Raw genomic sequence first — 25,450 nt, forward strand, 5'->3', positions numbered from 1 at the left:
CCCCCTTTTGAAGGGGGCTTTTTGAATATGTTATTTTGAAAGTGAGACAGGGAGACTTTCTAACCCTCTTAAAAAGACATTTTTTCTCCATTGGATTTCATCAGGCGCTGCCGCGAGCTCAATATCTGGAAATCTCTTTAGAAGTGCGTTGAATGCAACGTGGCCTTCCAGCCTGGCAAGCGGCGCTCCTAAGCAGAAATGAATGCCAAAGCCGAAAGAAATATGTCTGTTCGGCGACCGATTGATATTTAAAATTTCAGGGTTCTCAAAAAAGTTTGGATCGCGATTGGCAGATCCAATGCCTATAAAGATCATGTCTCCTTTTTTGATTAAATGCCCCTTGTATGTAAAGTCCTCGATGGCCCACCGATTTGCCATCATCACGACAGGCGAGGTGTAGCGCAGCAATTCTTCAACCGCAGTAGCAATCATTTCAGGATGCTGCTTCAGCTTCTCACATTCCTCTTTGTGCTGAAGCAATGCAAGGGTGCCTGATCCGAGTAAGTTAACGGTCGTTTCAAGACCCGCTACGACCAGCAAGAACAGCATCGAATAAAGTTCTTTTTCGCTTAACTTGCTGCCGTTTTCTTCAGCATGCACAAGTTTACTGATTAAATCGTCTTTTGGCTGTATCCTTCTGTCATGGATCAGCTTGGCGATATAGTCTTTGAATTCACGAAGGGCTTGATTTGTCAGCTCTCTATTGCCTTCAGAGGTATCAACCATCGCATTGGTCCAGATTTGAAACTGTGCCCGATCCTCTTTAGGAATTCCCATCAATTCAGATATAACAATAAAAGGCAAAGGGGATGCGAAGGATTTCATGATATCCGTTTTGTTTTTATTTTCCATTTCATCTAAAAGCTGTTCAGAAATTTGTTCGATGCTGCCACGCAGATTTTCAATGGTGCGTGGAGTAAATGCTTGATGAACAAGTGATTTCAAGCGGGTATGGTCAGGTGTGTCTTTTGCCAGCATATGATCGGATACGAAATCGATATCCTCGCTGACGTTGAGCATTTTGATTTGTTCTTGGCTCATCACGTTTTTAACATCTCTTGTAATTCGATTATCTTTTAGAAAGGCCATACAATCATCGTAACGGGTGATTAACCAAGCCGGATATGTGCCGCCGAACCGTTTTAATTCAAATCGGTGAATGGGATCTTCCTCTCTAAATCGGCCCAAAACTGAAAAAGGATCGTGATGAAATTCTTTTCCGTGCGGATGAAACATCAATTTTTCCATGTGCATTCTCCTCGCCTAATAGGGTAAATAGATGATTTCATTCTGTTAAACAAGTTGTAGTAAAAAACGGAATTGTTTGAAACTTAATCCTGTCTCTAAAACTATATATCTATTTTAGGCGGCATTCAATAGGGTGAAGAACGAAAAAAATGAAAAAGTGAGTCCATGTAAAGCAGCGCCTTTGAATGAAAGCTCAAAGGCGCTAAGCTATATTATTTTGCTTCGAGTGACTGTCAGCTGTGCTGAACATCAATTGTGTATACTGCACGATCTGTTACAACCTTCAATCCTTCGTTTTCTTGGTGAATATGAATATCACCTAATAAAGGAATCTCATAGGCATTTTGCGGAAGCGGTACGTCCCCATCCTCAGTATAAGTTGTTCCTTCGCCTTCTAAAACAAGTTCTTCTTTTGCAACATAGTCATCAGGATGATTCGTGCTTCTTATACCCACTTTTTGAAGGTGGAGAACAATCTGATCCAAATCTGAAACCTCTTCATCATGGGTCAATTCGCCTTTTCTAATATCAAGCGTCTGGCCGACTTTGGATTCCAGCCATTGAGATAGCTGTGTATTCGTGTATGCCATCAATATTCCTCCTTTTGATCTACACGATACTATTCCCAATTACTGCATCTTTTACACGCATAAGAACCGCCTCACCCCTTATGTATGAAACAATTCGCTGTTCAGAGCCTTGATATAACGTACGGCAGAACGCTGGACGGCTTCGCCGGCATTTTCTCTGACAACTTTAGAAAAAGCGTTGTAAAGCCGGTTGAATTGAAGCGGTTTCATTTTGGCCGCTATTTCTTCAACTTTGGAGGCGGGAAGGGGAATGAGATTTGGATAGCTGTACATAAAGCTGACCCAGTTCCGATCCGCCGCAACCGTAATGATATCCCCGGTCAATAGACAGCCTTTCCCTTCATTGCCTTTGCTCCAATGGAGAACAGCACCGCCTTTAAAATGTCCGCCCAGGCGGTAGAGGTCCAGTCCCGGCTTCATCTTGAGAGTTTCACCTGACCAGAAATGAATGTGATTGCTCGGCCTTGCCACCCATTCATTGTCATCCTCATGGATATAGATCGGGGCCTGAAACGCTTCAGCCCACTCAACCTGAGCAGAGTAATAATGCGGATGAGACAAAGCGATGGCTTTGATACCTCCTAATTCGTTAATTTGGTTAATTGTCTTTTGGTCAAGATATGAAATGCAATCCCACAGCACATTGAAGCCCTTATGCTGGATAAGAAATGCTGTCTGTCCGATCGCAAACTCTGGTTCAGTTTTGATGCTGTAGAGATGTTTTTCTTCCTTTTTGAGGATGTTTTGAAGGTTTCCTTTTTCACGCATGTCTTCAAGGGTTGTCCAAGATTGTCCATCAGGATGAATATACTGCCTTTCTTCATCGCAAATCAGACATGAGTTAGGCGGATTTACAGTCTGCGCATGTTGTACACCGCATGTGTTGCAGATATAATATGGCATTTCCCCACTTCCTTCATCCATTTTCTATTATTTTATCCCATTATTATGAAAATTCAAAACATAAAACCGGCAACTCTGCTGAGAGAGATTTGCCGGCTTTATGATGCTGTCTATTGGCCGGGAACGGAATTTTCTGCGTTTACAGCGCCCGCTCCGTAAACATTCGGATCTTCACCTTTCCATTTGTCCGTGCCGTTTTTCAACAGCTCTTTCACTTCATCCGGTGTAAGGTCAGGATTTTGCTGAAGGATTAAAGCTGCAATTCCTGCACAGATGGGCGTTGCCATCGATGTTCCTGACATTGAAAAATACTGAGATCCTACACGGCTTGACTTTTGAAGCTTATCGATATAAGAATTCGGAGAGCGAAGGGAAATAATATTAACACCGGGCGCTAATATATCAGGCTTTTCTTTCCCGTATACTGTCGGCCCGCGGCTTGAGAAGGAAGCGACTGTATCATCATCGCTGCTTGCGGTATTGTTATCGTCAAGCGCACCTACTGTAATCACCTTTTCGCTCACGCCCGGACTTGCAATCGTTTGTGGATCAGGCCCTGAGTTTCCGGCAGCGACACAGACGACAATCCCCGCGTTCCACGCTTCTTCAACCGCTCTGACTAACGGGTCTTCCAGTTCATTATCATATCGAAGCGCATCGCCCCCGAGCGACATACTGATAATATCAATCGGTTCATTCGGGTTGTCCTCATTGTATTGAATACACCACTCTACACCTTCAATAATATCCGCTAACGTTCCTGAACCTTGCTTGTTTAACACCTTCACACCGATTAGGTTGGCTTCCGGTGCAGGTCCGCGGTATTGGCCGGAAGAGGACGCGCCGCTGCTTGCAACATCACCTGCACAGTGTGTGCCGTGACCATTATCATCATAAGGCTCGGTTTTTTGATTGATCATGTCCGCGAATCCGACAATCCTGCCTTCTAAATCAGGGTGCGGGTAGATTCCTGTATCGACAACAGCGACGGTAACGCCTTTTCCTGTCAGGGTTTGCCCGTTTCTAACGACTTCCTTCGCGTGGCTTGCTTCGGTTGCCGTGTCCAGAAGCGCTTTGACTTCTCGGTTTAAATACACTTTGCGGATATCGCCGCATTCAGAAAGAAGAGAATGTAACGCTGAAGGGGTAACCTCCGCGCTGCAGCAATTGATTTTGTTGAAGCGGCTTTTTAGCTTGCTGCGTTTTTCTTTTTGCAGCACCTGTCCAGCCGTTTGGAAGCCAGCCTCATGACAGCCTTCCTCAAATTCAATAATGACTGACATTTTTTTTCTGTTTTTCAATTTGGTTTCGAAAAATTGATGCAAGAAGCAAGGAGTCCATTTGAAGGGCTTGTAAAGCTGCAAGACGCTTTCCCGTAACGGCCAATCTAGCTTATGAGCATTTGCTCTCACCATTTGTACCATAGAGTACCCAAACATGTATTTTCCTCCTATTATAAGGTTCTCTGTATACTCTATGAACAGATGATAGGTTTGGTAAGTTTGTTTGTCCTTTATAAGAGGCAGACATGAGTTGGTTTTTATGAACCTTTCGAATCAGATACGAAAGATTCATAAGTCGTGGCAATCATTGGACATTGAAAAAGAACGTTTGTTCGTACTATAATGTTGTCATATTAAACAGGCAGGAAGGGTGCAGCTTGATGAATTTCTTCTTACATCGGTCTTTGGAAAGCCAAATGCCAATCAGCATTATATATATGAAGAAAGACGGAACGATAAGCAAAAGAACGATTATTGTAAGACAGAAAAGCAAAACGCAAATCAAAGCTTTTTGTTTTTCGAAACAACAGATCAGAACGTTTTTGTTAGACTCTATTCTCTCCTGTGACTTTGTGAGAACAAATAAGCAAAATTTCTATTTTGCAGGACGATAACAGGCTGTCCGTTTCTGTATACCGGGCAGCCCGTTAATTGGAAAAACCCTCCTTAAACCTCTATACATTTAATTACCAAGTGAGGTTGTTCCTACCTTTTTTGCCTTTCCTCTCAATCTTTTTTCACTCATATTTGAAATGAACCGCTATTAACTGTGACAATCAATTGATTTTTTGAAACCGGGAACTTTTTCACTGATGATATAGTGTATACAATGGTAAGATAAAACCTATTGGCTAAACCTCATATAATGAACCGTGCCATTCTTATGAAAGGAGTTAAACATGAGAAGATTTATACTAAATGTCATATTAGTCTTAGCCATTGTCTTATTCCTAAGATATGTTCATTACTCATTAGAACCTGAACCATCTGATCAGCCAGATACATATTCAAATTTCAGCAGCTTGGCAGAGAATGAGAGCCCAGCCGATTATGATATTTCTTATAATGAAAAAAAGGGAAGCAAAGTCTTAATTATGTCTCCGCACGGCGGAAGAATTGAAGGCGGAGTAAGCGAGCTTGTGCGGTATTTCAATAATGAATACTCTACATACCTGTTTGAAGGGCTGAAGTCACACGATAACCAAACGCTGCACATTACAAGCACCAACTTTGATGAGCCATTGGCTGCAAAGAAAATCAAGGAGCACCAATATGTTGTGGCTTTTCACGGATATAAAGGGGAGAACAAGAATACACTTGTTGGAGGCACAGACCGAAAGCGGGCGAAAATGATCGTAAGAGCCCTTGAGAGAAGAGGATTTTCGGCTGAGCTAGCGTCGTCTAAAAGCGGTCTCGCTGGATTGAGTGCCGAAAACATTAACAACCAAGGGGAAACAGGGCTGAGTATCCAGCTGGAAATCAGCCGCGAACAGAGAGAAGCATTTTTCGATGATTTTTATTATAAAAATAGGAAATACACAAAGAACAGTGAATTTTATGCTTATGTTCGTGCGATCAAAAGTGTCCTTGAAAAAGAGTATTCGTAACAAGCAGATCTGAAGACAAAATAAGAGAAGATCAGTAGACTGAAATAGGATCATAAAAGGAGGCAAAACATACGATGGCAGATCATCATTTTTATTTAAAGTCGAACTGGCCGGGAAACCGCAATGACGTCGGTACGATCGAAAGCGGAAACCTCATCACATCTATTTCTATTCCTAAAGAAATGGATGGACCGGGAGAGGGGACCAACCCAGATGAAATGCTTCTCGGGGCGGCAGCGACCTGTTACATTATTACACTTGCTGCGATGATGGAAAGAAGCGGGCTGGAAAAAGAAGACTTGCAGATGGAGTCAGAAGGTATTGTCGACGTCACAAAAGGAGTCTTTACATACAAAAAGATCATTCACCGTCCCTCCGTCATGCTCAAACATGATGCTTCACAAGAAGACATTGCATTGGCGCACAAGCTTTGTGAAAAGGCGGAGTCGTCATGCATGATTTCACGCGCAGTTCAAGGAAATGTAGAGCTGCAGCTTGAGGCCACTGTAAAACGGGCTGGTGAATAAAAAAACAGACGGTCACTCACAGGCCGTCTGTTTTTTTTCTTTAGCAGGGGCTTTTGACTGATTTAACACGACGACGCCTGCAATGACAAGCGTGAGCCCGAACACTCCCTTTAAACTGATGGTTTCGCCAAAAAGCAAAAATCCGACAATGGCTGTAAGCGCCGTTCCAATGCCCGACCATGTCGCATACGCACTTGATAAGTCAATTGTTTTTAAAGAAAAGCTTAGAAAGGTAAAAGCAGAAAGAAACCCGGCAATGACTCCGATAATGGGCCAGGCTTGTGTAAATCCTTCTGAAAGCTTCAGCATCGTGCTCCCGAAAACCTCAGATACAATGGCAAGAGCCAAATAAAGAAATCCTTTCATGATCATCACTCCTTACTGCCAGTTAAGTAACACAACCCCTGAAATTAATAAAAGGATTCCAATTAGTCCTTTCACGTTCAGTTCTTCCTTGAACCATTTCACTCCGATCACTGCCGTCAGCACCGTGCCCACACCGCTCCATGTCGCATATGAGAGACTCAGGGGGATATGGTTTAAGGTGAGCGACAGCATGTAAAAGGCGAGGGAATAGCCAATCACGACCAAGGCGCTTGGCTTCCATTTTTTGAAGCCGTCAGACACTTTCAGCATGGCCGCTCCTATCGATTCCGAGCATATGGCAATCGTGAGGAATATGTATCCTATTAACATTGTAAATTCTCCTCACTTCAAATATGTTTTTAGGTCATAAAAATCTCAGCTAGAAAAATATTAGTGTATGCCTAAGTATGAGTCAAGAGATTCATTTTCACTGACATAAAAAAGACCCCTTTTTTAAGAGGTCTGTTGTGTTTAATAGTAATAAGGATATGGAGGAAACGGATAATAGGGATATCCGCCATAGAAATAAGGATTAAATAAAGCGCTTCCTACAAGCCCGCCTACAAGGCCGCCGAAAAAAGGCCCCCCGTAAAATCCGAATGGACGGCCAAATCCAAACCCGTAGCCAAATCCAGGTCTTCCAAACCCAAAAGGTCTTCCAAATATTCTTGTATCTTCAGCAGTGAAATTCTCTATCTCGTTCATTTTTTCTTTCCTCCTGTAATAAATTGTAGATGATGCAGTGTATTCAGCCTACCCAGATTTGATTGGGCGTTTGATGAAAAAGAAGGGATGTGATCACATTGGGCCTGTATCCGTCTGACTGGTCAAAAGCACCGCCTCACGCACATGCTTATCATGTCAAAACGACGAGAGAACAGGGACATTATCATCTCATTGAAGGATTTACTCAGCCGGCTAATGGATCGAATACCGATCAGCATACACACTACTTTACTGGGATTACGTCTTTTGAAAGCGGTCATTTCCACCGGTATTACGGAATCTCGGGCCCTGCGATTCCCTTAGCAGACGGCACTCATTATCACGAAATCGAAGAAACGACGTATCTGGCCTATAATGAACCGATTGAGATCCGGTACGGAGGCGTTGTGTATGATCCGAAAGATGACGGAAGAAAAACGCATCGGCATGCCCTGAAAGGAAGGACGAGAGAAATCGTCGGCAATGAGCCGCTCGGCTGGTAGCAGGATGTTTACCGGTGCAAAAAAAGGGCAAAATGGATAGGTGGTTGTACATGATGAATGCTATAATGGGGGGAGATTTATAAAAGAGAGTGATACATATTGAATAATACGAAGCAGCCCGTTGTCATTTTAGTCGGACCGACGGCAGTGGGGAAAACAAATTTAAGTATTCAGCTAGCTAAATCCTTGAACGCGGAAATTATCAGCGGAGATTCGATGCAGGTTTATAAAGGGATGGATATTGGAACAGCTAAAATCACCGAACAGGAGATGGAGGGAGTGCCCCATCATCTGATTGACATTTTAGATCCCCAAGATTCCTTCTCCACCGCCGATTATCAAGGCTTAGTGAGAAACAAAATCAGCGAGATTGCCAAAAGAGGAAAGCTTCCGATGATTGTCGGCGGTACAGGGCTTTATATACAATCTGTGCTGTACGATTATACATTTACGGAAGAGGCGAACGACCCTGCGTTTCGACAGAGCATGCAAATAGCTGCGGAGCGGGAAGGCGCTGACTTTCTTCATGCAAAACTTGCTGCGGCAGATCCTGAGGCAGCAGCTGCGATTCATCCGAATAATACAAGAAGAGTCATTCGCGCGCTGGAAATTTTACACACGTCTGGAAAAACGATGTCTCAGCATTTGAAGGAGCAAAAACGAGAACTCTTGTACAATGCTGTGTTAATCGGACTGACAATGGACAGAGACACGCTTTACGCTAGAATTAATCAGCGGGTCGATATGATGATGGAGGCAGGTCTTCTTCCGGAAGTGAAACGCCTCTACGACCGGAATGTGAGAGACTGTCAGTCGATACAGGCGATAGGCTATAAGGAGCTATATGCATATTTTGACGGTTTTGTGACACTTTCTGATGCTGTCGATCAGCTAAAGCAGAACTCAAGACGGTATGCGAAACGCCAGCTGACGTGGTTCCGCAACAAAATGCAGGTTGCCTGGTTCGATATGACACCGCCCGTTGATATGGAGCTGAAAAAAAAGGAAATTTTCACACATATAGCAGGAAAACTCGAACTTTAATCGAAACTGTATGATATAGAGAATCAAGGAGGACGAAACATGAAACCGATTAATATTCAGGATCAGTTTTTGAATCAAATCCGGAAAGAAAATACGTATGTCACTGTTTTTTTGCTGAATGGCTTTCAGTTGCGTGGCCAAGTGAAAGGCTTTGATAACTTTACCGTATTGCTGGAATCGGAAGGGAAGCAGCAGCTTATATATAAACATGCGATCTCAACGTTTGCGCCGCAAAAAAACGTCCAGCTTGAACTCGAATAGATTACAAAAATACCATGTCAACCGCATGGGGAGGCTGTCGGGGGAATCTCGGCAGCCATTTTTAAAATGAACCAAGTTGTTCTGTAAGCTGACCATGCCAAGGCACGGTCTTTTTTTATGAGATCAACATATGTAAGGCTATAACGAATATCATGTAAAAATCTGAATCTGGGAGTGACGCGATCTTGTTTGAAAGTGAAGCAGAACTGAGACGAATCAGGATTGTGCTTGTGTGGATAGCTGTATTTTTGCTGTTCGGGGCGTGCGGGAACCAAGAAACCATCATTGAAACAGACAGCGGCAATTCAGATGATGATACGCCTCAGCCAACCTCGTTTCCGCTTGAACATAATCATTTTGGGGTTCTGGAGGACGGCTATATTAAAATTTATGAGTATAATGAGTCCCGCAATGAGGTAAAGCTGAAGAAAGAATACGCGGATGATGAGCTTGAATAAAATTCACAAGCATCCGATTTTACAAAGAGGATGCTACCCGCTAAACTAAATACAGACACAGATCAAACAGAGGGTGAAAAAATGAAGCATAAAGTGATCGTGAATCATTGGGAAGAAATTTGCGAAGATGATTCTTGCTATGAATACGGAACAAGCATCATTGTGAACGGAAAAGAATTAATCAGAGAAGCGTCAATCATCAGCGCTTTGAAGGCGGTTTTAGAAGAGATCGGTGCGGATGTTGAAATAGAAGAAACAGTAGAGAGCGAAAAATGCTGTGATAGCTTAAGAAAAAAAAATCTAGACTACTAAGCAGTTTTTTTTCATGTTATGATATACATCGGCTTAAAAACGACACCCTGAGTAGGACGAGAGATGATTCTCGTTCTGCTCTCTTTTTTGGGCCCTTATGAGTCTGCCCATTTGCCTGATTTGATCAAAATATGAATTTTTCATAAAAACAAATCTATATATTGTGTTTTTGCTAGAGGGTAGTATACTATATATAGTGTTAGTGATGAGAGATTCATATTTTTTGATAGGTCGTGATAAAACGTGGTACAAATCATATTTGATTCAAAAACAGGGAATGTTCAGCGGTTTGTGAACAAAATAGGCTTTCAGCAGATACGCAAGGTGGACGAAATTGACCACCTGGACACTCCGTTTGTTTTGGTCACCTACACGACAAACTTCGGTCAGGTACCGGCATCAACACAATCATTTCTCGAAAAATACGCCCATCTCTTATTAGGAGTCGCTGCGAGCGGCAATAAAGTATGGGGCGATAACTTTGCAAAAAGCGCCGATACCATTTCAAGACAATATCAGGTGCCGATCTTGCACAAATTTGAACTCAGCGGCACATCTAAAGACGTTGAATTGTTTACTCAGGAGGTAGAAAGAGTTGTCACAAAATCAAGTGCCAAAATGGATCCAGTTAAATAACGAAATTATGATCCAAAAAGATGGAAAATTCCAGTTTGATAAGGATAAAGAGGCTGTACATAGCTATTTTGTAGATTATATCAATCAAAACACAGTTTTCTTTCACGATTTAAAAGAGAAGCTGGATTATTTGATTGAAAACCAATACTACGAAGAGGAATTCTTAAGCCTTTATTCTTTTGAAGACATTAAAGCAGTGTTTAAGACAGCTTACGCTAAGAAGTTTCGTTTTCCTTCCTTCATGAGTGCGTTTAAATTCTATAATGACTATGCTTTGAAAACGAATGACAAGAAAAAAATCCTCGAGCGTTATGAGGACCGGATCTCAATTGTCGCGCTGTTCTTCGCAAACGGCGACACTGAGAAAGCAAAAGAATATGTGCGCCTGATGATCAATCAGGAATACCAGCCGAGCACACCGACATTTTTGAACGCCGGCAGAAAACGCCGCGGTGAACTGGTGAGCTGCTTCTTGCTCGAGGTCAATGATTCATTAAACGATATTTCAAGAGCGATCGATATTTCCATGCAGCTTTCTAAACTGGGCGGCGGGGTTTCTCTTAACCTGTCCAAGCTTCGCGCGAAAGGTGAAGCCATTAAAGATGTTGAAAATGCCACAAAAGGTGTTGTAGGCGTCATGAAGCTTCTTGATAACGCGTTCCGTTACGCTGACCAAATGGGACAAAGACAGGGATCTGGCGCGGCGTACTTAAACATTTTCCACCGCGATATCAATGATTTTCTCGATACGAAAAAGATTTCTGCCGATGAAGATGTGCGCGTCAAAACGCTTTCTATCGGTGTTGTCATTCCGGATAAGTTCGTTGAGCTTGCGCGTGAGGACAAAGCGGCTTACGTATTTTATCCGCACACGATTTATAAAGAGTACGGCCAGCACATGGATGAGATGGACATGAACGAAATGTACGACAAATTTGTCGACAACCCTCGGGTGAAAAAGGAAAAAATCAACCCGCGGAAATTGCTTGAAAAACTGGCGATGCTTCGTTCTGAATCAGGCTATCCATACATCATGTTCCAAGATAACGTGAATAAAGTGCATGCGAATAACCATATTTCCAAGGTGAAATTTTCTAACCTTTGCTCTGAAGTGCTGCAGGCATCTCAGGTTTCTTCATACACAGACTATGATGAAGAAGATGAAATCGGTTTGGATATTTCCTGCAACCTGGGTTCGCTTAACATTCTCAACGTCATGGAGCACAAATCAATCGAAAAGACAGTTAAGCTTGCAACAGACTCTTTAACACACGTGTCTGAAACGACTGATATCCGCAATGCGCCTGCTGTAAGACGGGCAAACAAAGCGATGAAATCAATCGGTCTCGGCGCTATGAACCTTCACGGCTACCTTGCGCAAAACGGCATTGCGTATGAAAGTCCAGAAGCGCGTGACTTTGCAAACACATTCTTTATGATGGTGAACTTCTACTCCATCCAGCGTTCTGCGGAAATCGCAAAAGAGAAGGGCGAAACGTTTGATCAATATGAAGGATCAACCTATGCGACAGGTGAATACTTCGACAAATACGTTTCAACTGATTTTTCACCGAAATACGAAAAAATCGCCAACCTGTTTGAAGGCATGCATATCCCGACGAAAGAGGACTGGGAAAAGCTAAAAGCATTTGTGGCTGAACACGGCATGTATCACAGCTACAGATTATGCATTGCGCCGACAGGCTCTATCTCATACGTTCAATCAAGCACGGCGTCTGTCATGCCGATTATGGAACGGATTGAAGAAAGAACATACGGCAACTCAAAAACGTACTACCCAATGCCTGGGCTTGCATCTAATAACTGGTTCTTCTATAAAGAAGCCTACGATATGGACATGTTCAAGGTTGTAGATATGATCGCGACTATCCAGCAGCACATTGATCAGGGAATCAGCTTCACATTGTTCTTAAAAGACACAATGACGACTCGTGATTTAAACCGAATCGATCTGTATGCACATCACAGAGGAATTAAAACCATTTACTATGCAAGAACGAAAGATACTGGGCAAGACAGCTGCCTTTCTTGTGTTGTTTGATTAAAGGAGAGTTTATAGTGACGAAAATTTATGACGCAGCAAACTGGTCAAAGCATGAAGACGATTTTACCCAAATGTTCTATAACCAAAACGTGAAACAGTTCTGGCTTCCGGAAGAGATTGCTTTAAACGGCGATCTCCTCACTTGGAAGTACCTCGGAAAAAACGAGCAGGACACTTATATGAAGGTACTGGCTGGACTTACTCTTCTTGATACAGAGCAGGGGAATACGGGAATGCCAATCGTGGCTGAACACGTAGACGGTCATCAGCGGAAAGCGGTGCTGAACTTTATGGCAATGATGGAGAACGCTGTCCATGCGAAGTCGTACTCTAATATTTTCATGACCCTGGCACCGACTGAAACGATTAATGAAGTATTCGAATGGGTTAAACAAAATAAATATTTGCAGAAAAAAGCGCAAATCATCGTCGGACTTTACAAAGCCATTCAAAAAGATGACGAGATTTCACTGTTCAAAGCGATGGTTGCTTCCGTCTATCTTGAAAGCTTCCTCTTTTACAGCGGTTTCTATTATCCGTTATATTTCTACGGACAAGGAAAACTGATGCAAAGCGGTGAAATCATCAACCTGATCCTTCGTGATGAAGCGATTCACGGCGTCTATGTGGGTCTCCTTGCTCAGGAAATCTATAATAAGCAGACAGAAGAGAAAAAAGCAGAGCTTCGCGAATTTGCGATCGACCTTCTGAATGAGTTATATGAAAATGAGCTTGAGTATACAGAAGACTTGTACGATCAGGTCGGACTCTCGCACGATGTAAAGAAATTCATCCGCTATAATGCCAATAAAGCGCTGATGAACCTTGGATTTGATCCATACTTTGAAGAGGAAGATATTAATCCGATCGTTTTAAACGGATTAAATACAAAAACAAAATCACATGACTTCTTCTCTATGAAGGGGAACGGTTATAAAAAAGCGACAGTTGAGCCGCTCAAAGACGATGACTTTTATTTTGGAGATGAAAAAGAGCAGATATAATATCTGCTCTTTTCGCTTGAAGGTTAAATAAGGAGGACGCAGTAACCATGGGAAAGATGGACGAAATGATTTTGGTCGCCCCGCGAGACGACGTGTTTAAGAAAGAGAGCTTAACCTTTCAGGGCGTGAACAGTGAAGATAGCAGAGTAGCAGAAATCATGGCTCAGATCGAAGTAGCCTATCGTGAAATGAGAAGGGGAGACGCAGAAGAAGATCCTCATTACAAGCAGCCGATTCCCTATGTCGTCATTAAACGCGAAGATGAAGTTTTCCTTTACGAGCGGCTGGCTGGCGGCGGAGAATCACGTCTGCACAATAAGCTTTCTCTCGGCTTTGGAGGCCATATGAACGCCATCGAAGGAGCAGCCACATTTGCTGAAGTCTTAAAGCTGAACACAGATCGGGAGCTTGACGAAGAACTGCAAATACATGAAGAGGATAAACAGGCGATTGTCACACTTGGACTCATCAATGATGATGAAAACAGTGTCGGCAAAGTGCATATCGGTATTCTTTCTGCGCTACAGTTGAAGCCTGGCTCAGAAGTGGAAGTAAAGGAGAAAGAACAAATTGAGGGTAAATGGATGAAAGTCTCAGAATTAAGACAGGACGACATCTATAACCGTCTGGAAACATGGTCACAATTTGTTGTTGATATTCTTGAATAAAAAAACCCGGTTTCTCGCGATGAGGAGCCGGGTTTTTTATGAAACGCTCGTCCGCGTCTAGACTATGATTCTAGAATGACAATTGCGTCAAAGCCGGCATTCTCCGCTCTGGCAGCAAGAGCGTCCGCATTGTCTTTGGACGAAAATGCGCCAATCTGCACTTTGTATAATCCGTCCTTTAAAACGACAATCGTGTCAAAGCCTTTAGCTTCGGCACTGCTAGCGAGTGAGTACGCATTCGCTTTTACTTTAAATGCGCCGATTTGAACCTTATATAATCCTGAGCTGGATGTTTTTTTAAGGTTAAAGGCTTGCTCCAGCCCGTTTGCATGGCCTCTCGCTAAGCTTTGAATAAAGCTGCTTGTTTTAAGCTTATTTGCATCAGCAACGGTATCAATGAATCCGTTCTCGGTCAATAGGGCAGGCATTGCCGACTCCCTTAGGACGTGGAAGTTTGCTGTTTTTTTGCCGCGGTCGGCAAAGTCGACAGCTTGTATCACTGCAGAGTGAACTGCAGATTGGTAAGTTGTTGTTGGAGCTCCTACACCCGGGTAAATATAGCTTTCAAAACCTGTGCCGCCCCCGGAATTAATGTGAATGGACAAAAAGAAATCTGCTCCCCAGTTATTTGCGGCATTTGTCCGGTCACTTAAGCTGACATATTGGTCGCTTGTCCGGCTCAGCAGCAAAGAAACTCCTTCATACTCATTTGTCAATATCGTACGTAAAGCTAAAGCGATTTGCAGGGTTAACGTTTTTTCTTGAAGGCCATTTCCTGTTGCACCTGGATCAGACCCGCCATGGCCAGGATCAATAAAAATCTTAACCATTCTTCATCACCTCATTACAGGATATGAAAAAACACGGCTTCTGCTTGTACGAGTATCATCTGTCTGAAAAATGAGGAAATAACCTCTACGCATGCGGAAATTATTTCTCGGGAAAGCGCACAATTCAACATGAAGCGACAGCAGATTCCATTCGAATAAAAAATATAGACATGTCATTTGTTTGCGGGTATTATGGGTTCGGCTTTATTTACACTGATTCCGTCTCGTTTTAAGTCTTTGCGTTCTAATTTTGGAGCAGGCATTTGGAACGTAAATTTACAAGCGGAGTACTTTCATATGCTAAGAAAGGAACGAATCGTTAAAGATATCTCTTTATAAATAGAAGAAAGAGAATGTGTCAGTATCTTAGGTGAATGAGGTCGGCAAATTAACTACGAATCATATGCTGACGTGTGAGTGCCTCGTATTCTTGGATTGGATCTGTTCAAAACCGAAAGCCGCACGCCAAACCGGGGTACGTTATGAAAAAAGAACACGGTATCGTCGGAGCTTCCGCTCGGGCTTCGTTAAGTGAAGTGTCGTAACAAGGTTATAGAAAGAATAAGGGATTTCATATCGATGCTTCCGGCTGATACTTGGGAAAATAATGATAAAGAGGTTGATACATCCAAAGAAATATCACCATTTTTATAGCTCAATGTTCTGACAAAATGATTAAAAATAAAATCTCTTGGTTTGTCCACCCCATGTCCGTGAATACAATAAGAAATAAAGTATTTCTCGGGAAAGCGCAAGATTCCTTATCGTTCCCGAAAAAAGCAATTGTTTCGACACATGATAGGCGTTTGTCACAAACGGCATCCGCTTGAATATCATATAGAGAGAACAGAGAGGTGAAAATGTTGGAGCGCGCTGTGACTTATAAAAACAACGGACAGATCAACATTATTCTGAACGGGCAAAAACAAGTGCTGACAAATGCTGAGGCTGAGGCGGAATATCAAGCCGCTTTGCAAAAAAACGAAGCGAAGCACGGCATTTTGAAGGAAATAGAAAAAGAGATGAGCGCACTGGTTGGGATGGAGGAAATGAAACGCAACATCAAGGAAATATACGCTTGGATTTTTGTGAACCAAAAACGCGCGGAGCAAGGCTTGAAGGTGGGGAAGCAAGCGCTGCATATGATGTTTAAAGGAAACCCGGGAACAGGAAAAACAACTGTTGCACGGCTGATCGGCAGGCTGTTCTTTGAAATGAATGTGCTGTCAAAAGGCCATCTGATAGAAGCAGAGCGGGCTGATCTGGTCGGGGAATATATCGGCCACACCGCCCAAAAGACGAGAGATTTAATCAAAAAGTCATTAGGCGGCATTTTGTTTATAGACGAAGCCTATTCGCTGGCAAGAGGCGGCGAAAAGGATTTTGGGAAAGAAGCGATCGACACACTCGTAAAGCATATGGAAGACAAACAGCATGAGTTTATTTTGATACTCGCCGGATATTCTCGGGAAATGGATCATTTTCTCTCATTAAATCCAGGTCTCCAATCAAGGTTTCCCATCTCCATTGATTTTCCGGATTATTCTGTCACCCAGCTCATGGAGATTGCGAAACGCATGATCGCTGATAGGGAATACCAGCTCAGTCAAGAAGCGGAATGGAAATTAAAAGATTACTTAATGACAGTTAAAAGCACGACAAGTCCCATTAAATTCAGCAATGGCCGTTTTGTCAGAAATGTGATCGAAAAATCGATCAGAGCGCAAGCCATGAGGCTTTTAATGGGCGATCAATACTTAAAAAGCGACTTGATGACTATTAAAAGCCAAGATCTTTCCATTAAAGAAGAAGCGTCTGGCTCTGTATAGACCTCTCAGTTTTCGAGAGGTCTGTTTTTTGCTGTATTTCTTGCTTTTCAAAGCAATCGATTTGTGGTATACACATGCAGGGTTTGGTATGATAATACTACTGCCCAATATGCAAAAGAAAGGAACATCCATTTGAACGAACAGGAAACAAGACAGGAAAAAGCTATTTTAGTCGGATGTCAGCTGCCGCATATCACGGATGAGCATTTTGAAAATTCTATGGAAGAGCTTGCATCTTTGACAAAAACAGCAGACGGAAAAGTATTGACCAGCGTCACACAAAAACGGAACAGGGCTGACGCCGCTACATATATAGGAAAAGGGAAGGTAGAAGAGCTGAAGGCACTGGTGGAAGAGCTTGAGGCTGATCTCCTTATCTTTAATGATGAGCTGTCTCCAAGTCAGCTGAAGTCGTTGGCAACAGCGATTGAAGTGAAGATGATTGACCGTACGCAATTGATATTAGATATTTTTGCAAAGCGGGCAAGAACGCGAGAAGGCAAACTTCAGATTGAACTGGCTCAGCTGCAATATGCACTTCCGCGCCTGACGGGGCAAGGGATCAATCTCTCCCGGCAAGGCGGAGGAATTGGGGCGAGAGGTCCCGGGGAAACGAAACTGGAAACCGACCGCCGCCATATCAGAAATCGCATTCATGAAATCAACACACAGCTTTCAACTGTTATTCGCCATAGAAGCCGATACCGTGAAAGAAGAAAGAAAAACGGTGTGCTTCAAATTGCGCTTGTCGGATATACAAACGCAGGGAAATCAACATGGTTCAACCGCCTGACAAGTGCTGACAGCTATGAAGAAGACCTTCTGTTTGCCACACTGGATCCGATGACCAGAAAAATGGTCCTGCCAAGCGGCTACAGCGTGCTTCTGTCAGATACAGTAGGATTTATTCAGGATCTTCCGACGACACTGATTGCTGCATTTCGGTCAACGCTTGAGGAAGTAAAGGAAGCGGATTTGATCCTTCATTTGATTGATTCCTCAAATGAGGATTACGTGGGACACGAAAAAACGGTGCTTCGTTTGCTTGAAGAGCTTGAAGCAGATGACATCCCGATGCTGACAGCTTACAATAAACGTGATCAAAAGCTGCCTGATTTTATACCGTCCGCCGGAAGGGATCACATTATGGTCAGTGCGAAATTTGAGGAAGACGCTGAAGCGTTTAAAGAAGCGATTCAGCGCTATTTGCGCCAAGAGCTGTTAACATCTTTTGAAGCGCATGTGCCGGCAAGTGAAGGTAAGCTCCTTTCGAGAATCAAATCGGAAACGATGGTTGACCGCTTCTATTTTAATGAAGAAAATGAACGGTACGACATATCAGGCTATGTGCAAGAAGAGCAAAGCATCATCGGTGAATTAAAGAAGTATATGTAGGAAGGAAATTCAAAGACATGTTTGACACATTAACACACGGAGAATTATTGAAAAAAACGGCAATGGAAGTGGAATCAGACATTGCCGGCGTTCATAAACAAATAGAAGAAATCAGCGAGCGCAATGAATGGAGGGTGCTTCAAAGCTATAGAAAACATAAAGTAAGTGACACTCATTTCACGCCGTCTACAGGATACGGCTATGATGATATCGGAAGAGACACGCTTGAGAGCATTTATGCGGATGTGTTTGGCGGAGAAGCGGGGCTTGTAAGGCCGCAAATTATCTCAGGCACCCATGCCATCTCGATTGCTTTGTTCGGTGTTCTCAGACCGGGGGACGAGCTCCTTTATATAACCGGCAAGCCATATGATACGCTAGAAGAAATTGTGGGCGTCAGAGGCGGAGAAAACGCTGGATCATTAAAGGATTTTCAAATCGGCTACAATGCGGTTGATCTGACAGAAGACGGAAAAATAGACTATGATGCAGTCGCCGCAGCGATCAATCCGAAGACGAAAGTAATCGGCATTCAGCGCTCAAAAGGATATGCAAATCGTCCTTCTTTCTTAATTAGTGAAATAAAAGAAATGATCCGTTTTGTAAAAGAAATCAATGAAAACCTGATCGTCTTTGTGGACAACTGTTACGGAGAATTTGTGGAAGAGCTTGAGCCTTGCCATGTCGGAGCCGATCTGATGGCGGGATCTCTCATTAAAAATCCCGGCGGCGGTCTTGCGAAAACAGGAGGCTATCTCGTCGGAAAAGCGAAATGGATTGAAGCTTGCTCATACCGTATGACGTCACCTGGCATCGGCAGAGAAGCAGGAGCATCTCTTTACTCGCTCCAAGAAATGTATCAAGGCTTCTTTTTGGCGCCTCACGTTGTGTCTCAGAGTTTAAAAGGAGCGGTGTTTACAGCGAGATTCCTTGAAAAACTGGGCTTCACTTCAAACCCGAAATGGGATGCGAAAAGAACAGATTTGATACAATCCGTTGAGTTTTCTGACAGAGAAAAGATGATTGCCTTTTGCCAGGCGATTCAATTTGCATCGCCGATCAATGCCCACGTGACGCCTTATCCGGCCTACATGCCGGGATATGAAGATGATGTCATTATGGCAGCAGGCACATTTATTCAGGGAGCAAGCATCGAATTATCAGCAGATGGCCCTATCCGCCCGCCGTATGTAGCGTATGTTCAGGGAGGATTAACCTATTCGCATGTGAAGAATGCCATATGCAGTGCAGTGGATTCACTCATGGAAAAACAATTAATTTAAATTTTTTAAAAATTTCACTGAATTTCATGTTAAGAATCCTTACATCGTATTGACACAAAATATAACATCACCTATAATGAAACTAAGTTAAGAAAAGGAGGAAATTGAGATGAGTGATAATATTCGCCGCTCAATGCCTTTATTTCCAATAGGAATTGTCATGCAGTTAACTGAATTATCAGCAAGACAAATTCGATATTATGAGGAAAATGGACTAATATTTCCAGCTAGAAGCGAAGGAAATAGACGATTATTTTCATTTCATGATGTAGATAAACTGTTAGAAATCAAGCACCTGATAGAACAAGGTGTAAACATGGCAGGAATCAAACAGATTCTGGCGAAAGCAGAAGCCGAGCCGGAGCAAAAACAAAACGAGAAGACGAAAAAACCAATGAAACATGATCTGTCCGATGACGAGCTGAGACAACTCTTGAAAAACGAGCTCATGCAAGCCGGCCGTTTTCAAAGAGGGAATACATTCCGTCAAGGCGACATGTCCCGCTTCTTTCATTAATCCGTTAGCAACTGTTTTGCTATATACATTTACCTTTTAGAGGAGGAGTTTTACGAAATGGCAAAGTACACTAGAGAAGATATCGTAAAATTAGTAAAAGAAGAAAACGTCAAGTATATCCGTCTTCAATTTACTGACATTCTTGGAACGATCAAGAATGTTGAAATTCCTGTAAGCCAGCTTGGAAAAGCGCTTGATAATAAAGTCATGTTTGACGGTTCTTCTATTGAAGGATTCGTTCGCATCGAAGAGTCAGACATGTACCTGTATCCAGATCTAAATACATTTGTTATCTTCCCATGGACAGCTGAAAAAGGTAAAGTAGCACGTTTCATCTGTGATATCTACAATCCGGATGGCACACCTTTCGAAGGTGACCCGCGAAACAACTTAAAACGGATTTTGAAAGAAATGGAAGACCTAGGCTTCAGTGATTTCAACCTCGGGCCTGAGCCTGAATTCTTCTTATTCAAATTAGACGAAAAAGGCGAGCCGACGCTTGAACTAAACGACAAAGGCGGATATTTCGACTTGGCTCCAACTGACTTGGGAGAAAACTGCCGCCGCGATATCGTACTTGAGCTTGAAGAGATGGGCTTTGAAATCGAAGCGTCTCACCACGAAGTAGCGCCTGGCCAGCATGAAATCGACTTTAAATATGCTGGTGCAGTCCGCTCTTGTGACGACATCCAAACGTTTAAACTGGTTGTCAAAACAATTGCCCGCAAACACGGCCTGCATGCGACATTTATGCCAAAACCGTTGTTCGGTGTGAACGGTTCCGGTATGCACTGTAATCTATCACTCTTCAAAGATGGCGTTAACTCATTCTATGACGAAAACGCAGATCTTCAGTTAAGTGAAACAGCGAAACACTTCATTGCAGGTATCGTGAAGCACGCAACAAGCTTTACAGCAGTAACAAACCCGACAGTAAACTCTTACAAACGTCTTGTTCCTGGCTATGAAGCACCTTGCTACGTAGCATGGAGCGCGCAAAACAGAAGCCCGCTTATCCGTATCCCGGCTTCCCGCGGCATCAGCACACGTGTTGAAGTACGCAGCGTAGATCCAGCTGCTAACCCGTACCTTGCACTAAGCGTATTGCTTGCTGCAGGCTTAGACGGAATCAAAAACAAACTGGAAGCGCCAGCTCCAATCGACCGCAACATCTATGTGATGAGCAAAGAAGAGCGCATGGAAAACGGAATCGTTGACCTTCCAGCAACACTTGCGGAAGCGCTAGAAGAGTTCAAATCAAACGAAGTCATGGTCAAAGCGCTAGGCGAGCACCTATTCGAACACTTCATCGAAGCAAAAGAAATCGAATGGGATATGTTCCGCACACAAGTTCACCCTTGGGAACGCGAACAGTATATGTCTCAGTATTAATCTCTCAATCCCTTGGCACTATTGGTGTCAGGGGATTTTTTTATCTGTTTTCTATTTTAATAAATTGGTATAATCTTGTATCACCCACAAAACACCAGAAGTGTCACTCTGAAAAGGCATCATCACCAACGAATACAACTTTAGAAAGTAGGTACGGACATGAGTTAATCAAGAAGATTGCTTCTACAATGGCAAAATGATACTGAAAGGAGTGAGATTCATGGGAGGATTTTATTTCTTTGGTGGTTTGATTTTAGCACTTCTACTAGGTGTTGGTTTATTATCTTTTGGTGCTTATACTCTTTGGAAACTCATAAAGATGCGCTAGGTTTGATGGAAGCTCCCTTTTGAATTAAATAGCTGTTTGCTGGATCTCACTTTTTGTAAGTTTGAAATTCATATGACTGAGTATCTGTACTGTTGGCTTTAGCTGACGATAGGGATGCTGATACGACTAACACAATACCAAGGTTGTTGCTTGTTCGAACCTACATCCAAAATTCCCAATAAAATAATGGTTTTATCCATAAAACAAAAGTTTGTAAATTAGGGAAAGAACATGATTAATGCAGGTTCTTTTTTATTCAATCATTAAAACATTCGAACAATTGTCGATATTTAACATGTGTAAAGATGGAAAGGGTGCTCTATGATTATAAAAAGCTCTGAAAGGATTGTGGTTATCGATGGTAAATGTAGACTCAAGTGATCTTATTTATGATCCGAAATTCTTAGCATTTTGCAGCTTGGCTACAGAAGGGTATGGAGGGAATAATCCAACTCCTTCATCCATTGGCTTTAGTGAATTCTGTGAGAAACTTGAGAAAAATGAGGTAGTTGAATCCGAGAATAAAAAAAGCTCACTTGACCTAAATAAGTCTTTAGATTATTGGAAATCTAGATTAAATGGTGGAGGTAGTCTTTCTGCAATGGATTCGCAGGTATTAGATATTATTAAAAAAGCTTACAACTTAGGCATGGTTAACAAAGATAACATGTTACTACGTAACGAAGCAATTAGTGCTTACAAGAACTCAATTTGAATATGAAAATAGCGCCCAACTATTAAGTTGGGTGCTTTTACTTATTGAAAGTTATTTTCTTGTAAATGCTTCTCATGTTCTCTGAAATTGCTTTTTAAATAACAATTGCTATGACCGCAAGTTGAGTTGGTGCATAAAGAGGAAGGGTTGAATCCTTTCCTTTTTATATTATTGATAATAGCTAAAACAGTTTTTATGCCCTGTATCGTTGCATGTTGCTAGCTTCCCAAAGTTTAATAAAATGATATTCCCGCTTAAACACACCTCATCAAACAGGTGTATTTGTATAAGGAACTTTCCAAATAATCTGTTGATGAGAGTGTTTTTTCCTCTCCTTGAAAAATCCTTTTTTCTTTTCTGTTATTAATTTAATAATTACTATACTATTTTTCCGCTTGACTTTTTTACTGTAGCCTTTTAAAGTATGGAATGTTGCTTAGACTATGTTTAACGACTTTGATACTGAAATTAGAGGTGGCTACTTAGATGAAACAAAATGGAAATCCTTGGGCGCTATTGCCACTAGTTTTATTTGTAGGCCTTTTTGTCGGCTCCGGTGTATTGACTGGAGATTTCTATAAATTGCCAATATTGATTGCGGCAATTATAGCATCGGCTTTCGCGCTTTCATTTAACCAGAAGCAATCGCTCAATCAAAAAATAGAATGGTTTGCTTCCGGTGCGGGACATCCTGATATTATTATTATGGTTATCATTTTTATATTAGCAGGTGCTTTTGCTTCTGCAGCTGAGGCGATGGGAGCGGTACACTCAACCGTCAACCTTGCTTTGAGCATTATTCCGCAGCAGTTTATACTGCCAGGGCTTTTTATCATTGCTTGTTTTATTTCTGTTTCGATGGGAACATCAATGGGGACGATTGCGGCAGTTGCTCCAATTAGCGCCGGTTTGAGCGGAGAACTTGGCTTGTCCACTGCAATCGCTATTGCAGCTGTTGTCGGCGGAGCTATGTTTGGAGATAATCTTTCTTTTATTTCGGACACCACCATCGCGGCAGTACGGTCACAAAAAACACAAATGATGGATAAATTTAAAACGAATTTTTTGATCGTTTTGCCTGCTGCTATCATAACTGTCATTTTATTATTTTTTATACCGACAGGACACGTAGGACATATCGGAGCTGAATCTTACAGCTGGTTTAAAGTACTTCCTTATGTTGCCGTGTTAGTCTTTGCATTAATTGGTTTTAATGTGGTGGCTGTCATTTTTGGCGGATTGATCTTAACAGGAATTATAGGGGTTGCAAGCGGCAGCTTGACGTTTGAGTCTTATTTTAAAGCAATTACGGATGGAATTGCCGGAATGTCTGATCTTATCATCCTCTCAATGTTAATTGGCGGAATGGTCGGCGTCATGAAACAAAACGGAGGGATTGACTTTTTACTGGGATTCATTTCTAAAAGAATCCATTCGAAAAAAGGTGCTGAAGCCGGTATTGCCGGATTGGTCAGTGTTACTAACCTAGCTACTGCCAATAATACGATTGCTATTATTGCAGCCGGGCCGATTGCCAAAAATATTTCTGATGAATTTAAAATCGACAATAGAAAGTCGGCAAGTATCTTAGATATCTTTTCCTGCGTGATACAAGGCTTAATTCCTTATGGCGCGCAGATGTTATCGGCTGGGAAGTTTGGAAATATTTCACCTGTCAGCATCTTGCATTACTCTTTCTATCCTGTTTTAATCGGGATCTGCGGCATCATAGCAATTGTATTCGGACTACCAAAATTCACAAGAAATACGAAATAAAGATAAAAAAGGTACCAAACGGTACCTTTTTCTTTTTTAAACCATAATTCGTAAAAACATATAGAAATGATGAAAAAGGAAGATAGAGAGTGTAATGAAAACAAGCTTTCATAATTTATTATGTTGAGGGCCTAGTGGGTGCGACCGTATGAAAAAATAACAAGGGTTTTGATACCCTTGTTATTTTTTGTGTCTTCGAATTTTTAGAGGTTTCTTTATTTGGAGACATGTAGATTGTTTTAAGTAAGGATCACTCGAGATATGGAATAGCATTACCAATATTGCATCGAACAATCGTTTTGATTTGAATTGAATAAAGGAGTAAGCCAAATTGCTTAGAGATCAAGGGACAATCAAATGGACATTAATGATGCTCCCAGAACACTTAACACAGCTTAAACAAGACTTACTTGATGTATCAAAAATTAAAGAGTGAACAACTAGCACAAATTAGTTGAAAATAATTTTTCATTTAGTCAGAGGAATTAAAAGAAATTTAATCTGATGTTATGATTTATACGGTTGAAGAAGTCTTAAAGTAACCTAGAATTTGTCTAAAAAGTCAAAATGAAAAATTCATATTATAGTTTAAATGGATAAATATGGGGTAATAGCCGAATGTACACAATTTTACATTTGGAGGAGGATAACCTTGAACTCTACAATCTGTAAGGTAGGTATTGTTGGAACATTGGTGATTGGTGGGCTGTTTTCACCTTTTGCGGCTGGGGCGGAAGCTAAAGAAGAAGCCAGAAAGAACCATACAAATACATTAAGTGTTAATCAACCAGTTAATGTACTTAAAACAGCCTCAGTGTTTAACAGTCAAAACATTAAAGCAGCTGCTGATGACTGGGAATCAGCAGGAACTGAGTATGGAAGCACAAAGTTTGAAAAATATTCTTTAGCTGCAGTTGTTCAGACTCTAGGATTTGCATTAAACCTTCCTTCAGGTGGATGGTCGTCGTATTTAGCTGGATTAGCAAATATGATTATCTTAGGCGAGTATCCTGTTGTTTATTTTAAAGATCGTAAAGAGTTTAAAATGGCCGGGGCGACACTAATGACACGCCACAATGTTACAATTTATGAAGACAAAGATCGTAAGAAAAAAATTGGATCAGATAGCTTTATCATTACAGATACAGGTGGCCCAAAAGCTGCTGAGAAATAAGTTTAAACAAAAAATCCTCCCACAGTGGAGG

The 25,450-nt window shown here is 42.0% G+C and carries 28 protein-coding genes and 1 pseudogene; 21 read left to right on the plus strand and 8 right to left on the minus strand.

Features of this window, described 5'->3' with window-relative positions:
* Positions 1–30: 30 nt before the first annotated feature.
* The 4 genes from LWH95_RS05270 to aprX form a co-directional block, all read right to left on the minus strand.
* Positions 31–1,248 (minus strand): cytochrome P450 family protein, encoded by a 1,218-nt coding sequence (locus tag LWH95_RS05270; protein WP_232919099.1) that lies wholly within the window; start codon positions 1,246–1,248, stop codon positions 31–33.
* Positions 1,249–1,481: 233 nt separating this feature from the next.
* A complete protein-coding gene (locus LWH95_RS05275) occupies positions 1,482–1,838 on the minus strand; it encodes a hypothetical protein (protein WP_019258463.1) in 357 nt (118 codons plus the stop codon).
* A gap of 78 nt (positions 1,839–1,916) precedes the next feature.
* A complete protein-coding gene (locus LWH95_RS05280) occupies positions 1,917–2,741 on the minus strand; it encodes an MBL fold metallo-hydrolase (protein WP_232919100.1) in 825 nt (274 codons plus the stop codon).
* Positions 2,742–2,851: 110 nt separating this feature from the next.
* Positions 2,852–4,180, minus strand: a complete 1,329-nt coding sequence (gene aprX / locus LWH95_RS05285) for a serine protease AprX (RefSeq protein WP_232919101.1) — start codon at positions 4,178–4,180, stop codon at positions 2,852–2,854.
* Positions 4,181–4,404: 224 nt separating this feature from the next.
* Here aprX and LWH95_RS05290 point away from each other — a divergent pair, with 224 nt between their 5' ends.
* The 3 genes from LWH95_RS05290 to LWH95_RS05300 all read left to right on the plus strand — a co-directional run bounded on the left by LWH95_RS05290 (position 4,405) and on the right by LWH95_RS05300 (position 6,158).
* Positions 4,405–4,638 (plus strand): hypothetical protein, encoded by a 234-nt coding sequence (locus tag LWH95_RS05290; RefSeq protein ID WP_003238371.1) that lies wholly within the window; start codon positions 4,405–4,407, stop codon positions 4,636–4,638.
* Positions 4,639–4,923: 285 nt separating this feature from the next.
* A complete protein-coding gene (locus LWH95_RS05295) occupies positions 4,924–5,631 on the plus strand; it encodes a poly-gamma-glutamate hydrolase family protein (RefSeq protein WP_003238370.1) in 708 nt (235 codons plus the stop codon).
* Positions 5,632–5,705: 74 nt separating this feature from the next.
* Positions 5,706–6,158, plus strand: coding sequence for an OsmC family protein (locus LWH95_RS05300; RefSeq protein ID WP_232919102.1), 453 nt, complete (start codon positions 5,706–5,708; stop codon positions 6,156–6,158).
* A 12-nt stretch (positions 6,159–6,170) separates the two neighbouring features.
* Here the strand turns inward: LWH95_RS05300 and ebrB are convergent, their stop codons facing one another.
* The 3 genes from ebrB to LWH95_RS05315 all read right to left on the minus strand — a co-directional run bounded on the left by ebrB (position 6,171) and on the right by LWH95_RS05315 (position 7,229).
* A complete protein-coding gene (gene ebrB, locus LWH95_RS05305) occupies positions 6,171–6,524 on the minus strand; it encodes a multidrug efflux SMR transporter subunit EbrB (RefSeq protein ID WP_232919103.1) in 354 nt (117 codons plus the stop codon).
* A 12-nt stretch (positions 6,525–6,536) separates the two neighbouring features.
* The gene (gene ebrA, locus LWH95_RS05310) at positions 6,537–6,854 is read right to left on the minus strand and encodes a multidrug efflux SMR transporter subunit EbrA (RefSeq protein ID WP_019258469.1); all 318 of its coding nucleotides are present in this window, start codon (positions 6,852–6,854) and stop codon (positions 6,537–6,539) included.
* A 141-nt stretch (positions 6,855–6,995) separates the two neighbouring features.
* Positions 6,996–7,229: a hypothetical protein gene (locus LWH95_RS05315; RefSeq protein WP_003238366.1), complete on the minus strand. Its 234-nt coding sequence runs from the start codon at positions 7,227–7,229 to the stop codon at positions 6,996–6,998.
* A gap of 89 nt (positions 7,230–7,318) precedes the next feature.
* On the opposite strand from LWH95_RS05315, the gene LWH95_RS05320 reads away from it, so the two are divergent.
* The 9 genes from LWH95_RS05320 (at position 7,319) to LWH95_RS05360 (ending at position 14,180) form a co-directional block, all read left to right on the plus strand.
* Positions 7,319–7,732, plus strand: a complete 414-nt coding sequence (locus tag LWH95_RS05320; protein ID WP_232919104.1) for a YmaF family protein — start codon at positions 7,319–7,321, stop codon at positions 7,730–7,732.
* A gap of 99 nt (positions 7,733–7,831) precedes the next feature.
* The gene (gene miaA / locus LWH95_RS05325) at positions 7,832–8,776 is read left to right on the plus strand and encodes a tRNA (adenosine(37)-N6)-dimethylallyltransferase MiaA (RefSeq protein WP_060398666.1); all 945 of its coding nucleotides are present in this window, start codon (positions 7,832–7,834) and stop codon (positions 8,774–8,776) included.
* A gap of 39 nt (positions 8,777–8,815) precedes the next feature.
* Positions 8,816–9,037 carry an RNA chaperone Hfq gene (gene hfq, locus LWH95_RS05330; RefSeq protein WP_003221097.1) on the plus strand — a complete coding sequence of 74 codons (222 nt, stop codon included), beginning with the start codon at positions 8,816–8,818 and terminating at the stop codon, positions 9,035–9,037.
* Between the two features lie 185 nt (positions 9,038–9,222).
* Positions 9,223–9,495 (plus strand): YmzC family protein, encoded by a 273-nt coding sequence (locus LWH95_RS05335; protein ID WP_019258471.1) that lies wholly within the window; start codon positions 9,223–9,225, stop codon positions 9,493–9,495.
* An 81-nt stretch (positions 9,496–9,576) separates the two neighbouring features.
* Positions 9,577–9,807 carry a hypothetical protein gene (locus LWH95_RS05340; RefSeq protein WP_003238362.1) on the plus strand — a complete coding sequence of 77 codons (231 nt, stop codon included), beginning with the start codon at positions 9,577–9,579 and terminating at the stop codon, positions 9,805–9,807.
* Positions 9,808–10,050: 243 nt separating this feature from the next.
* Positions 10,051–10,443, plus strand: a complete 393-nt coding sequence (gene nrdI / locus LWH95_RS05345; protein ID WP_003221104.1) for a class Ib ribonucleoside-diphosphate reductase assembly flavoprotein NrdI — start codon at positions 10,051–10,053, stop codon at positions 10,441–10,443.
* Positions 10,403–12,505, plus strand: a complete 2,103-nt coding sequence (gene nrdE / locus LWH95_RS05350) for a class 1b ribonucleoside-diphosphate reductase subunit alpha (protein ID WP_003238357.1) — start codon at positions 10,403–10,405, stop codon at positions 12,503–12,505. Before nrdI ends, nrdE begins: the two co-directional genes overlap by 41 nt.
* A 17-nt stretch (positions 12,506–12,522) precedes the next feature.
* Positions 12,523–13,512, plus strand: a complete 990-nt coding sequence (nrdF, locus tag LWH95_RS05355) for a class 1b ribonucleoside-diphosphate reductase subunit beta (RefSeq protein ID WP_014113879.1) — start codon at positions 12,523–12,525, stop codon at positions 13,510–13,512.
* Between the two features lie 47 nt (positions 13,513–13,559).
* Positions 13,560–14,180, plus strand: a complete 621-nt coding sequence (locus LWH95_RS05360; RefSeq protein ID WP_232919105.1) for a hypothetical protein — start codon at positions 13,560–13,562, stop codon at positions 14,178–14,180.
* A gap of 62 nt (positions 14,181–14,242) precedes the next feature.
* Here the strand turns inward: LWH95_RS05360 and cwlC are convergent, their stop codons facing one another.
* A complete protein-coding gene (gene cwlC, locus LWH95_RS05365) occupies positions 14,243–15,010 on the minus strand; it encodes a sporulation-specific N-acetylmuramoyl-L-alanine amidase (protein ID WP_133487375.1) in 768 nt (255 codons plus the stop codon).
* 860 nt (positions 15,011–15,870) lie between these two features.
* Between cwlC and spoVK the strand changes: the two genes are divergently transcribed.
* The 9 genes and pseudogenes from spoVK (at position 15,871) to LWH95_RS05410 (ending at position 25,419) form a co-directional block, all read left to right on the plus strand.
* Positions 15,871–16,839 carry a stage V sporulation protein K gene (gene spoVK, locus LWH95_RS05370; RefSeq protein ID WP_019258474.1) on the plus strand — a complete coding sequence of 323 codons (969 nt, stop codon included), beginning with the start codon at positions 15,871–15,873 and terminating at the stop codon, positions 16,837–16,839.
* Positions 16,840–16,971: 132 nt separating this feature from the next.
* Positions 16,972–18,234 (plus strand): GTPase HflX, encoded by a 1,263-nt coding sequence (gene hflX, locus LWH95_RS05375; protein ID WP_148981799.1) that lies wholly within the window; start codon positions 16,972–16,974, stop codon positions 18,232–18,234.
* A 17-nt stretch (positions 18,235–18,251) separates the two neighbouring features.
* Complete coding sequence (locus LWH95_RS05380) at positions 18,252–19,517, plus strand: methionine gamma-lyase family protein (RefSeq protein ID WP_003238343.1); 1,266 nt, start codon at positions 18,252–18,254, stop codon at positions 19,515–19,517.
* Positions 19,518–19,626: 109 nt separating this feature from the next.
* The gene (gene glnR, locus LWH95_RS05385) at positions 19,627–20,034 is read left to right on the plus strand and encodes a transcriptional repressor GlnR (protein WP_003238341.1); all 408 of its coding nucleotides are present in this window, start codon (positions 19,627–19,629) and stop codon (positions 20,032–20,034) included.
* A 57-nt stretch (positions 20,035–20,091) separates the two neighbouring features.
* Positions 20,092–21,426: a type I glutamate--ammonia ligase gene (glnA, locus tag LWH95_RS05390; RefSeq protein WP_003238339.1), complete on the plus strand. Its 1,335-nt coding sequence runs from the start codon at positions 20,092–20,094 to the stop codon at positions 21,424–21,426.
* A 686-nt stretch (positions 21,427–22,112) separates the two neighbouring features.
* Complete coding sequence (locus LWH95_RS05395) at positions 22,113–22,469, plus strand: hypothetical protein (RefSeq protein ID WP_060398671.1); 357 nt, start codon at positions 22,113–22,115, stop codon at positions 22,467–22,469.
* 486 nt (positions 22,470–22,955) lie between these two features.
* Complete coding sequence (locus LWH95_RS05400; protein WP_232919106.1) at positions 22,956–24,245, plus strand: Na+/H+ antiporter NhaC family protein; 1,290 nt, start codon at positions 22,956–22,958, stop codon at positions 24,243–24,245.
* A gap of 331 nt (positions 24,246–24,576) precedes the next feature.
* Positions 24,577–24,678, plus strand: a pseudogene (locus LWH95_RS05405) (YolD-like family protein); the annotation flags it as partial.
* A gap of 219 nt (positions 24,679–24,897) precedes the next feature.
* Entirely contained in the window at positions 24,898–25,419 is a 522-nt protein-coding gene (locus tag LWH95_RS05410) for a hypothetical protein (RefSeq protein ID WP_060398673.1), read from the plus strand.
* Positions 25,420–25,450: the final 31 nt, after the last annotated feature.

The organism is Bacillus sp. G16 (genome assembly GCF_021282335.1).
GTDB lineage: Bacteria > Bacillota > Bacilli > Bacillales > Bacillaceae > Bacillus > Bacillus inaquosorum.